Source organism: Pectobacterium versatile (genome assembly GCF_020166435.1).
GTDB classification, from domain to species: Bacteria; Pseudomonadota; Gammaproteobacteria; order Enterobacterales; family Enterobacteriaceae; genus Pectobacterium; species Pectobacterium versatile.
The window spans coordinates 1-11,779 of sequence record NZ_JAINZP010000038.1 but is presented as its reverse complement, the minus strand read 5'-3'; the positions used below and the strand labels follow the sequence as shown (position 1 = coordinate 11,779).

Annotated in this window: 11 protein-coding genes, 1 tRNA gene and 1 pseudogene; 7 read left to right on the top strand and 6 right to left on the bottom strand. The window is 48.4% G+C overall.

Annotated features, from left to right (window positions below):
- Positions 1 to 32: 32 nt before the first annotated feature.
- Complete coding sequence (locus K7X24_RS22230; RefSeq protein WP_411961360.1) at positions 33 to 350, bottom strand: transposase; 318 nt, start codon at positions 348 to 350, stop codon at positions 33 to 35.
- A gap of 424 nt (positions 351 to 774) precedes the next feature.
- Positions 775 to 1,434 carry an FtsH protease modulator YccA gene (gene yccA, locus K7X24_RS21425; protein ID WP_010276064.1) on the bottom strand — a complete coding sequence of 220 codons (660 nt, stop codon included), beginning with the start codon at positions 1,432 to 1,434 and terminating at the stop codon, positions 775 to 777.
- Between the two features lie 288 nt (positions 1,435 to 1,722).
- On the opposite strand from yccA, the gene K7X24_RS21420 reads away from it, so the two are divergent.
- Positions 1,723 to 1,810, top strand: a tRNA-Ser gene (locus K7X24_RS21420).
- 117 nt (positions 1,811 to 1,927) lie between these two features.
- Here K7X24_RS21420 and K7X24_RS21415 read toward each other — a convergent pair.
- Together K7X24_RS21415 and K7X24_RS21410 are read right to left on the bottom strand one after the other, a co-directional pair.
- Positions 1,928 to 2,101, bottom strand: a pseudogene (locus K7X24_RS21415) (integrase core domain-containing protein); the annotation flags it as partial.
- 162 nt (positions 2,102 to 2,263) lie between these two features.
- Positions 2,264 to 2,677 (bottom strand): CoA-binding protein, encoded by a 414-nt coding sequence (locus tag K7X24_RS21410; protein ID WP_224558228.1) that lies wholly within the window; start codon positions 2,675 to 2,677, stop codon positions 2,264 to 2,266.
- A 194-nt stretch (positions 2,678 to 2,871) separates the two neighbouring features.
- Here K7X24_RS21410 and K7X24_RS21405 point away from each other — a divergent pair, with 194 nt between their 5' ends.
- Together K7X24_RS21405 and K7X24_RS21400 are read left to right on the top strand one after the other, a co-directional pair.
- Positions 2,872 to 3,396, top strand: coding sequence for a DUF2057 family protein (locus K7X24_RS21405; RefSeq protein WP_224558227.1), 525 nt, complete (start codon positions 2,872 to 2,874; stop codon positions 3,394 to 3,396).
- Between the two features lie 137 nt (positions 3,397 to 3,533).
- Positions 3,534 to 3,992, top strand: coding sequence for a methylglyoxal synthase (locus K7X24_RS21400; protein WP_224558226.1), 459 nt, complete (start codon positions 3,534 to 3,536; stop codon positions 3,990 to 3,992).
- An 85-nt stretch (positions 3,993 to 4,077) separates the two neighbouring features.
- Here the strand turns inward: K7X24_RS21400 and helD are convergent, their stop codons facing one another.
- A complete protein-coding gene (gene helD / locus K7X24_RS21395) occupies positions 4,078 to 6,135 on the bottom strand; it encodes a DNA helicase IV (protein WP_224558225.1) in 2,058 nt (685 codons plus the stop codon).
- Between the two features lie 197 nt (positions 6,136 to 6,332).
- On the opposite strand from helD, the gene K7X24_RS21390 reads away from it, so the two are divergent.
- Both K7X24_RS21390 and yccS read left to right on the top strand, forming a co-directional pair.
- The gene (locus K7X24_RS21390; RefSeq protein WP_010276031.1) at positions 6,333 to 6,779 is read left to right on the top strand and encodes a YccF domain-containing protein; all 447 of its coding nucleotides are present in this window, start codon (positions 6,333 to 6,335) and stop codon (positions 6,777 to 6,779) included.
- A 20-nt stretch (positions 6,780 to 6,799) separates the two neighbouring features.
- A complete protein-coding gene (gene yccS / locus K7X24_RS21385; protein ID WP_224558224.1) occupies positions 6,800 to 8,932 on the top strand; it encodes a YccS family putative transporter in 2,133 nt (710 codons plus the stop codon).
- Between the two features lie 18 nt (positions 8,933 to 8,950).
- Here the strand turns inward: yccS and K7X24_RS21380 are convergent, their stop codons facing one another.
- Positions 8,951 to 9,571 (bottom strand): TfoX/Sxy family DNA transformation protein, encoded by a 621-nt coding sequence (locus tag K7X24_RS21380; protein ID WP_224558223.1) that lies wholly within the window; start codon positions 9,569 to 9,571, stop codon positions 8,951 to 8,953.
- A 222-nt stretch (positions 9,572 to 9,793) separates the two neighbouring features.
- Between K7X24_RS21380 and sulA the strand changes: the two genes are divergently transcribed.
- On the top strand, positions 9,794 to 10,300 hold the full coding sequence (gene sulA / locus K7X24_RS21375; protein WP_224558222.1) for an SOS-induced cell division inhibitor SulA: 507 nt from the start codon (positions 9,794 to 9,796) through the stop codon (positions 10,298 to 10,300).
- A 362-nt stretch (positions 10,301 to 10,662) separates the two neighbouring features.
- Positions 10,663 to 11,748: a porin OmpA gene (ompA, locus tag K7X24_RS21370; protein ID WP_224558221.1), complete on the top strand. Its 1,086-nt coding sequence runs from the start codon at positions 10,663 to 10,665 to the stop codon at positions 11,746 to 11,748.
- The last annotated feature ends 31 nt before the right edge of the window (positions 11,749 to 11,779 follow it).

Below are 11,779 nucleotides of genomic sequence, written 5' to 3'. Positions count from 1 at the left end.
GCCACTACACCAGCCCGAGATATTCCGGTTTATTACTGGCCTTCAGTTCCTGTCTTCTGAACCAGCGTTCCCTCTTTCTGTTCAGACGCAGCAGCGACGCGCCCAATAAAATCCCAACCTAGTGATTTGATATAGCGGAACCACGTATTCTGAAACTCGGCATCAGTGACAATGATCACTTTTTTATCCGGTGGAATCACGTTGCTGAGAGCATCCAGAAAGGCTTTTTGGATATAGGGGGCTTTGCTGTGCTTATCAGAAGGGACAACCTGGCTCATCAGAGGGATAGAGCGGCCATCGTAAATCAGGCTTTCGAGTAGAACATGGAATTCCTGTGAAGGAGGAGCCACTCCAGTCAACAGCAACGACATACCATGAAAATGGTTGAGTCAGTAGTCAAGTAATATTTTTGAATATCATAGGGATATTGCTGTTAAGTTCAGTATTATCCAGCAGGCGATCAATCTGTTTAATATTGTGTTTTATCTGTGCAGTCCCAGAAAGATATCGTCCGATACTAGTCAGGGTGAGCAATACGCCACGGGTTAAAGCAGCGATAACGTCAAGAAGGGCATTCTGTCGATATTTGCGGAAGGGAGCTAAAGCGCTCCGGAAAAACGTCTGACATACTTGATAAGCAGGCATAGAGGTGATTTCGCTGAATGAGTCGCACAATCAGTAGACCACAAAACTCTATGCCTGTCTTTTCACTCCCCCATTACTGGGGATTCCTTAGCCAAATTGGGGCTTTCTCGATGTGGTGATAAACGAGACTTAGTCGTTACGCATGATGCCCAGAATACTCAACAGGCTAACGAAGATATTGTATATCGCGACATACAGACTAACCGTTGCTCGGATGTAGTTAGTTTCACCACCATGGATGATGTTACTGGTTTCCCACAGGATGGCACCCGCAGAGAACAGAATAAACAGGGCGCTGATCGCCAGATGCAAAGCTGGGATCTGTAGAAACAGATTGGCAATGACGGCAACAACCAGAACAACGAATCCTGCCATCATCATGCCAGACAGGAAGGACATATCCTTACGTGTCGTTAAGACATAGGCCGAACAGCAGAAGAACACCACTGCTGTACCGCCCAGCGCTAACATGACAATATCGCCTGCGCCGGTAGAGATCAGCGAGCTTAAAATCGGACCCAGCGTATAGCCCATAAATCCGGTCAGTGCGAACGCTGCCAGAATACCCGCAGGGCTGTTCGCTAGCTTGTGCGTCAGGAACATCAGACCATAAAAACCAACCAGCATCAAAATTAAGCCAGGGGCGGGCAGATTAAGTACAGTACTTGCCGTTGCGGTAACGGCGGAAAAACCCAGTGTCAGCGACAGCAGGAAATAGGTATTACGCAGCACTTTGTGAGTGCTGAGTAGCGAGCTTTCACGGGTAGAGGAAACAACAATACGATCCATATCAGCGACTCTCTCTTCAGGGTGCTATTATCCAATATCAAAGAATAAATAGTTGCAGGGCGTTATTAAAGATGGTTTACCCTTCTTTACGCTGCAAATGAGTCATACTCCGTGCCTATGCTCGTATTTTGTCCTGCAATTCGTATGATGGTGGAGATAAATTGCTCTATTTTATGCGTCAGGTGACGATTTCTTGTTCTATTGTGTTGTACTAGATTGTTTTTCAGGCAATTGAGTATTGTGATGCTTTACAAGCTCCCACACACTGTTTATAGTTCGTGTCATTACGGAGGAGTGGCCGAGTGGTTGAAGGCACCGGTCTTGAAAACCGGCGACGCGAAAGTGTTCTAGAGTTCGAATCTCTACTCCTCCGCCAACGCACTAATTAAATCAATGATTTGACTATAATTTTTGATTTTTCACCATATAAAAACTAATTACAGGTTGACACTTTTCAGCATTAAAACGCCCAATGAACTTCATCGGGCGTTTTTTATTTTAACGACGGATGGGGACGCTGGGTGTTGTAGATTTCCACCGACTCTCTGACCCTCTTTCTTGCCTCCTCAATATCTTCCGGCTTAACGAGCAGATATTTCGTTTTTAAAATCCCATTTACTCATTCTGCTAATGCATTCTGATAACAGTCATACCCGTCTGTCATTGAAGAGCTTTCTGAACATGAGCACCCTTCGCTAAACGAATTAGCCGAGGTCATTCAACGCCGAGCGCCACAGCTGCGCCATTAGTTTTCACGACAAGCAAATATGACGTTCAAAGACAAATATTGGCGATGCTGTGGTATTCAGCATCGCCTACTATCTGCAACTTATTTTTCCAACCCCAGCCGCGGGATTTCAATTTTCGGACAACGATCCATTACGACTTTCAGCCCGGCATCGTGAGCCAAAATTGCCGCTTGCTCATTAATGACACCAATCTGTAGCCAAAAAACGGTAGCGCCGATGGCGATGGCCTCTTTGGCTATGTCATAAGCTGCCTCCGGCTGGCGAAAGATATCGACCATATCAACCGGTTTAGGAATATCCGCTAAGCCGGCATACCCTTTTTGACCTAAAAGCGTCTGACCGGCCAGTTTGGGACTAACGGGGATAACCTCGTAACCCTGTTTAAGCAAATACGCCATCACACCATAACTCGGGCGGGACGGATTATCACTGGCCCCTACTAACGCAATGGTTTTTACCGTTTTCAGTACAGACTCAATATCTCTGTCATTCATGCTATTCAACCTCTCTTGCGTGATTTATTACAGTGTATCGCACATCCTACGAATAGCAGGAAATGACTTAAAACCACCGCCATCTGTGCCTTATAGCGCGAAAAATGCCATAACACCCTGTTTCAAATTGAAACCTTTGACACATTCAGACAATTCCTCAACAATACTCGGATTACGTGTCATCTGGGAAAATTATGAAATTCGGCTTCATCACTGTCTGCCTTTTTATTGCAGGTTTAAGTACCTCAGCAATTGCGGCAACAACGTTGAAATTAGATCAGAAGATCGATCTCCTGATGGTTGACGGGCAGAGGATGTCAGGCTCGTTGCTGAAAGGTGCCGATAGCCTCGAACTGAGCAGTGGGCAACACCAGATTCTGTTCAAGGTAGTCGATACTGTCGACCATCAAACCGGTGCGCCAACAACCTATTTTCCTTCAACATTCATTGCGACCTTTAATACAGAAAAAGTGGCATCGGTATCATTTAAACTGCCGCCGCTGCAAACCCTTCAGGATCGCAAGAACTTTACCGCCCAGCCTGGATATCAATTGCTTGATGAAAAAAATCAGGCAATCCCTGTTCGTACCGATGCAATTGTGATCGCAGACAGTGAGCTGCTCGATATAGAGCGAAAAATGTCCGAGTACAACGCAGCAGCGAAAGGCGCTTCGGTTGCAGGCTTTGCTGCCGCACTGAATGAATCCGTAAGCTGGTGATTTTATACGCAGTCACCGTAGATTTTTGATACCCGTTCCCCTTTTCCTGCTTTTATCGCTTTGCACTGAAACTGCGTTTCCGTAATCTGTCTGTACCCTAGCGTCAGCTTTACTACACCAGATTGAAGGACGTAACCATGGAGTTCACCACCCGTACCATCCCCGCGCAAAAACATATTGCGCTGGTAGCACACGACCACTGTAAACAATCTTTACTGGATTGGGTTGGTACGAACAAACAACAGCTCACAGAGCACACGCTTTATGCTACCGGAACTACCGGTAACCTGATTCAATTGAACACGGGTCTGCCCGTAAAAAGCATGCTAAGTGGACCGATGGGGGGTGACCAGCAGGTTGGCGCACTCATTTCTGAAGGGAAAATCGATTTAATGATCTTCTTTTGGGATCCGCTTAACGCCGTGCCACACGATCCCGATGTGAAGGCGCTGCTGCGGCTGGCTACGGTTTGGAACATTCCTGTTGCCACCAACCGGGCAACGGCTGATTTCCTGATTAACTCAGCACTATTTAAAGAACCGGTTCAAATCACCATTCCTGATTATCAGCGCTACCTGCAAGACCGTCTGAAATAATATCAGCACATCACAATGGACCAGCAGCGCACTACATGTACTACACCGTCGACGCTGGTCTCTTCTGTTCTACATCTCTTTTTTGTTATCCTGGCTTACGCTGCGTCGGTACACCTAAACGATGAAGATGTTCAATAAACACCGATGGATTCGTCACATCCTGTAGCAACCAAACGCGATGTTTCGCCCTCGTCAACGCTACATACAGTAAACGTCGCTCTTCCGCATCGGGGAAATCCTCTGGTTCAGGTAATAGCACGGCCTCAATTACGGACTCTCTTGCCGGAGCCGGGAAACCGTCTTTCCCTTCATGCATACCCACGATAATGACATATTCCGCCTGCTGCCCTTTACTGGCATGCACCGTCATGAAATCAATCTGCAAATTCGGCCATTTGGTTGCTGCCTTCTCTAAAATTGCCGGGCGTAAATGGTGATAACGCGCCAGCACGAGAATGCGTTCATCAGCTTTCACAAAACCGCTCAGTTTATCCAGAAGTGGCTCAAGCTGATCCTGAGGCAGAATAGTCACCGCTTTTTTATCTCCCTTACTCAGGCTATTAAGCGGTTTCTTCAACTGATACGGATTTTGCTGTATGAACGTATTGGCGACTTCACCAATGCGTTCATTAAAACGATAGGTGGTATCCAGCGCGCATTGTTCGCCTACGCCGAAATGCTGTTCAAATGCTGTCGTCAACGCCAGCTCAGCACCGCTAAAACGGTAAATTGCCTGCCAGTCATCCCCGACGGCAAAAAGACAGGTGCGGCTATTTTGTCGACGCAATGCTGCTAACAGCGTTGCACGCTGTGGCGAAATATCTTGAAATTCGTCCACCAGAATATGCTTCCAGGGGCTCACAAAGCGCCCTTTATCCAGCAAGTTTACGGCCTGATGGATAAGACCGGAGAAATCGACGGCATTTTCATCCTTAAGCGCTTTTTTCCAGGCTTTCAACAACGGCGCCATCAGGCGAATTCGTTGCTGAAACTCGGTCCGAATGGATTCTGGTGCCTGCTCAACCATTTCGCTCTGGCTGCCGCCGTGCATACGCATCAATCCTAACCAGCGCTCAAGTCGCCCGGCCAACCGCCCCGCTAACTTCGGGTCGTTCCAGAAATCGCCTTCGGGTACATCCCATTCAAGCTCTTCCGTTAACCAGCGTCGCCACCCGTTAGCCTGCGTTTTTTTCTCTGCACACTGCTGCTGCCAGTGAGAAATCAGCAGTTCTCGCCGCTGTTTCGCATCACTTTCTAGCTGGCTTATCATCGGGGCCTTGCGGCTGGCCTGCTGAATAATGTGCAATGCCAGTGCATGGAACGTCTTAGCCTGAATCTCATCCGTGTTGAGCCGCTCCCGGATGCGCTCGTTCATCTCTTCCGCCGCTTTACGACCGAATGCCAGCAGTAAAATCTGATCGGGCGTGGCCTCTTGTCGGTGCATTAACCACGCCGCTCGGGCCACCAGCACGGAGGTTTTTCCGCTGCCCGCCCCGGCCAATACCAACACGCCCTCTTCGCCATTGATCACAGCTTTACTCTGCGACACATTTAATGGCGAACTCTCCACCGTTTCAAAGAAAGGTTGCTCTGTCGCCAGTGTACGTTCCATCCATGCCTGATTCACTGCGGCGCGCGTCTCATCGCCCTGCTCAAGCCAGCGCAAGCAATGCTGGTAGTGATCACGACAGTTATCAAAGGCTTCAAGACGAGACACAGGAAGAGGCAAAGCCCCCAGCGAATCGCGAATGGCATTCTGCAACGTTGCCAGAGTCTGACGGCTAAACCATTTATCCTGCTGCGTCAGCGTTTGAATGCTGTCCGTTTGGCGCTGCAAAACTTCAGCGCTGATCAGACTCATCTCCTCGCTCCAGTCGAGCCAGGATTTAAGAAGATGGCGGTAAAAAGCCTGCGTTTCCTGCCACTCTGTTCCGTGCAGGCGCACCACTTTTCCGGCTGGCAGTTCAAATTCCAGCTCTCCCCACACCAGCCCTCTTTTACAGTGAATACTCAGCAACTGATTAAAGGGGATCAGGTATTGATGTTTATCGCCACTCACTTCGACACCGGCATTCAGTAACCGCACCCGATTGTAGGGATGCTGGGCCAGATGTTTACCTAACGAGGTAGATTTCAGTTCCATGATGTTCGCGCCATGACTATGTGAGAGGTTATTCGTCCATTTTTTATCGTTTATCTGTTCCCTAGTTTACCCGTTATCGGACTTCACGCTCTAGCCTTAAAAACAGGTTAGGATATCCTGATGCTTAATGTGATAATTCTTTTACCATCAGCGAGTTTGGGACGCTATCTAGCTACCTTACAAGTACAGGAGAGACTATGCGTACTGTGTTGAATATCCTTAATTTCGTATTAGGTGGTTTTTTCACCACATTAGCCTGGCTTCTGGCAACAGTCGTCAGCGTGTTGCTGATTTTTACCTTACCGCTAACGCGTTCATGCTGGGAAATCACCAAGCTGTCGCTCTTGCCTTATGGCAATGAAGCTATCCATGTCGATGAACTACGCCCAGATGAAAAGAGCGCGATTCTCAGCGCAGGTGGATCGCTGCTGAATATCTTCTGGTTCATATTCTTTGGCTGGTGGCTTTGCCTGTCGCACATCATTACCGGTATCGCACAGTGTATTACGATCATTGGCATTCCTGTCGGCATCGCCAATTTTAAAATTGCCGCCATCGCGCTGTGGCCTGTAGGGCGTCGCGTGGTTTCCGTCGAACTGGCGCAGGCTGCGCGGGAAAACAATGCCCGCCGCCACTTTCGCTAACGGCATCTAAGGATATTACGTTGCTCACCTTCGCCCCAGGAATTCGCCGCTATGTGTATAACAGCAGTTGGCTATATACCATCCGCATCCTCATTGCACTGAGTGGTGCAGCGGCCGTTCCTTGGTGGCTGGGGCAGCCAACATCAACAATTCCCGTCACGCTTGGCGTCGTCGCAGCCGCCCTCACCGACCTTGACGATCGCCTCACTGGACGTCTGCGTAATTTGTTCATTACGCTGGCCTGTTTTTTTGTCGCCTCCGTTTCGATCGAACTGCTTTTCCCCCATCCTTGGCTTTTTGGCCTTGGTCTGGCGGTATCGACCTGCGGCTTTATTCTGCTCGGCGCATTAGGGCAACGCTATGCAACCATCGCATTCGGCGCACTGCTGATCGCGATTTACACCATGCTGGGCATATCCCTTTACGACAACTGGTATCAGCAGCCCATCATGCTGTTGGTCGGGGCATCGTGGTACAATTTACTGACGCTGTTTGGCCATTTGATATTCCCAATTCGTCCGCTACAGGACAACCTCGCGCAGTGTTATCAACAATTGGCCCGCTATCTGGATGCAAAAGCCAATCTGTTCGATCCCGATATTGAAGAAGAAACCGACAAACCCTTAATTGACGTCGCGATGGCAAACAGCCAACTGGTTGCCACGCTCAATCAGACCAAATCATCGTTATTAACGCGTCTGCGTGGCGATCGCGGCCAGCGCGGGACGCGCCAAACGCTGCATTACTATTTTGTCGTGCAGGATATTCATGAACGAGCCAGCTCATCGCATGTTTACTATCCGCAATTGCGTGAAAAACTGCGCTATAGCGACGTCCTATTTCGCTTTCAGCGTCTGCTGAGTAGGCAGGCCAAAGCCTGTCAGCAGTTGTCGCAATCCATTCTGCTGCACCAAAAATATCAGCATGACGGCCGCATTGAGCGGGCTTTCGTGCATCTTGAATCCGCTATTGCACGTATCGCTGCCAACAATATGGCAGACGCCGCACAAATCAAAGCGCTCACCTATCTCTTGAATAATCTGCGCGCCATTGATGCCCAGTTGGCGACTATCGAATCTGAACAGGCCATTGAGCAAGAAAACAACTCGGAAAACATGCTGGCAGATGACAAAATCACGGGGTGGAGCGACATCCGCTTGCGTATTAGCCGCCACCTGACACAGCAGTCAGCACTGTTTCGTCATGCCATCCGTATGTCTGTGTTGCTCTGTAGCGGCTACACGTTGATTCAGGTCACGGGCTTGCAACACGGTTATTGGATTCTGCTCACCAGCCTGTTTGTTTGTCAGCCCAACTATAACGCTACTCGGCGGCGGCTGACGTTAAGAATAATCGGGACATTGACCGGTATTTTGCTCGGCCTGCCCATTCTGTACTTCGTTCCTTCGCTGGAAGGACAACTGACGTTGATCGTTATCAGTGGCGTACTATTTTTCGCCTTTCGCAACGTGCAGTACGCCCACGCGACCATGTTTATTACGCTGCTTGTCCTGCTCTGTTTCAACCTGTTAGGTGAAGGGTTTGAAGTTGCGGTGCCACGCATTATTGATACGCTACTCGGGTGTGCCATCGCCTGGGCGGCAGTGAGCTTTATTTGGCCGGACTGGCGTTTTCGCGGTCTGCCAACCGTCATCAATAAGACATTGGACGCCAACTGCCGTTATCTTGATGCGATCATGGTTCAATATTATCAGGGGAAAGATAATAGCCTGCCTTATCGCATTGCTCGCCGCGATGCGCATAACTGCGATGCAGAGCTGGCGTCTGTCGTGTCGAATATGTCTTCAGAGCCTCATGCGACCAGAAGCAAGCTGGACAGCGCATTCCGCTTCATGTGCCTGAATCATACGTTGCTAAGCTATATTTCGACGCTCGGCGCACACCGAGGGAAAATTACCTCAACGGAAACACTGCAATTGCTGGATGATGCCGTTTGTCACGTTGATGATGCGCTACACTGCTGCGAAGAGGAAAGTTTGCGTATCAATCAGGGATTGAAAACCATCACCACCAGCCTTCAATCCCTTTCACCCGAGTCAGACAGTAAAGAATCATTAATTATTCAGCAGATCGGCCTACTGATTGGTCTCTTACCTGAGCTCGTACAGCTAAAAAATGACATGATGACATAGTGAAAATAGGTGCATTTCTTAGTGCTTTGGCCCTTTGGATACCGCATTATTTTTATACCATTCCAATAGTTCGTTGCGGATGCCGCGAGGAAGCGCCGCCTGATGTGTGCCACAAATTGCACCAGCAAGCGCCAAGAGCACATTGACACTCAGATTAGCCCGAACCTTTCGTAACTTGAGATAGCTGTTTTTCGCGCCGTATTGCTGTAATTCATCGACATTCTTTATCCCCGCTTTCCACAGCAGGCGTTCAATATCGTGATTAAGGTTCGGAAGGTCCTTTAAGCGTCCTCTCGTGCTTCTGACCGCTTTATCATACTCCGCTCCCATCAGCGCCAGACGGGCAAAATACAGTAACTGCACAGGCTCTTGCCATAATGCGTCATCGACAAGAAAGTAATTCAACGGAACGGGCATACCGCGTTTGGTATAAATCAGATGAGGCATATCACGCTGCTGGAAATATTTTTCATCTCTTTTACTCGCGCGAAGATAGAGTTCCCCTTCAGATACCAGTCCAAAAATCGTTCTATTTGCTGCGATGCTGTAGCCACCAAATTGGGAACGCGAAGTGATATCCCCCAAAGATGAAAAAGACTGCTGAGATTGCAAAATCCTTTTTTTGCATAATTGCTTCATTGCCATAATCCTTAGTATTGAAATGATCTCTTACTGAACAATTGAAATATCTGTAGCAGGAACAAGTAATTAACCACAGCCCCGAGGTGGCTTCAAACAGTAAATGTGTTTACTGTCTCTTGCATAAGGAATATGCGAAGCGCTTTCAAAAAATCAGGTTGATTTTCATGCACACAACGGATACTGTATATTTATACAGTAACACTATGGGGGGAACTCATTATGCGTACGCAATCAATCCGCTCTCACAACATCGAGTCATCATCGTTTTCTGCAAATCAACACGCTGCGGAGCCCTCGGTTGCCACAGGTGGAATTATCAGCGAAATCGTGTACAACACCGATCAACCCATAGTCACACACCTGTTATTACCGCTCTTGCAACAGCTAGGTACGCAGTCTCGTTGGCTGCTGTGGCTTTCGCCTCAGCAAAAATTGAGTCGTCCGTGGGTGCAGCAATCTGGATTACCACTGGACAAAATGGTGCAACTCCACCATATCAACCCTTTGTTTACGGTTGATGCCATGGAAAGAGCCTTGCTGACAGGGAATTACAGCGCCGTTTTGTGCTGGTTGCCGCACGAATTAACAGAAGAAGAGAAGGTTCGGTTACGGCTCGCCGCACAGGCAGGAAATACTTACGGCTTTATGATGCGGCCAGAAAATGCTGGTGGGGACGCCTATAGACTGTTTCCCAGCCTTAAAATTCATTCGACATTGTATCATTAAGTAAATTAAGAATTTTCTCAGCCCATTCAGATTGCGCGCCTTGTCGATCGCCGTAGAGCGGTATTCTGCGGGCTTTTGGGATATATTTAATACAGCCTAAAGACGTAAAATCTGTCAAAACCATCTACTATTTGTTAGCAAGTATGTATGAATCGTGCGGTTTTCTTATGACGTAAATCACATCATACTTGTAACTTTCTCATCACGTTGTAGACTTTAACTCGCTGGAGTTGCTCTTTTATAACGTCAGTTGACTGACAGTAAGTCATAAATAAGGGCAAAGTCTCCAACCAAAGGATTTTAACCAAAGGTTTATTAGCCCTCCAGGTTAATTGCCGATTTGGATGATAATGAGGCGTAAAATGAAAAAAACAGCTATCGCAGTTGCAGTGGCACTGGCTAGCTTCGCGACCATCGCGCAGGCAGCTCCTAAAGATAATACTTGGTATACTGGTGGTAAACTAGGTGTGTCTCAATTCCACGACACTGGTTTCTACGGAAATGGTTATACTGGTGTCAATAATAACCCAATCAAAAGCAAGTTAGGTGCTGGTGCATTTGTTGGTTATCAAGCTAACCCGTACTTGGGCTTTGAACTGGGCTACGACTGGTTAGGTCGCATGAAGTTCGCTGGTTCTGATTCGAATCCAGCAGATAGCGCTAGCTTCAAAGCGCAAGGCATCCAACTGGCTACTAAACTGAGCTACCCAGTTATGCCTGATCTAGATGTTTACACCCGTCTGGGCGGCTTGGTATGGCGCGTTGACAGCCATGCCGACAGAAGCGGCACTCATATCAATAACGACGACACTGGCGTTTCTCCGCTGGCTGCGATCGGTATTGAATACGCTATCGACAAAAACTGGGCTACTCGTGTTGACTACCAGTGGGTAAGCAACATTGGTGACGCTGGTACTGTTGGTGCGCGTCCAGACAACATGCTGATGAGCGTTGGCCTATCTTACCGTTTCGGCCAGGATGACCGCGTAGCACCAGTTGTTGCTCCGGCTCCAACCCCAGCTCCAGCTCCAGTTGTTGAAACTAAGCGTTTTACGCTGAAATCTGACGTCCTGTTCAACTTCAACAAAGCAACGCTGAAAGCAGAAGGCCAGCAATCACTGGATCAACTGTACACCCAACTGAGCTCTCTGGATCCAAAAGACGGTTCCGTTGTTGTTCTGGGCTTCACTGACCGTTTAGGTTCCGAGCAGTACAACCAAGGCCTGTCTGAAAAACGCGCACAGAGCGTCGTTGATTACCTAGTTTCTAAAGGTATCCCTGCGAACAAAGTCTCTGCTCGTGGCTTGGGTAAATCTCAACCAGTTACCGGCTCTACCTGTGACAACGTGAAACCTCGTGCTGCACTGATCGACTGTCTGGCACCAGATCGTCGCGTAGAGATCGAAGTTAAAGGCATCAAAGACGTTGTAACTCAGCCTCAGGCTTAAGTTATTAACGAAAAAAAACCTCGCTCTGGCG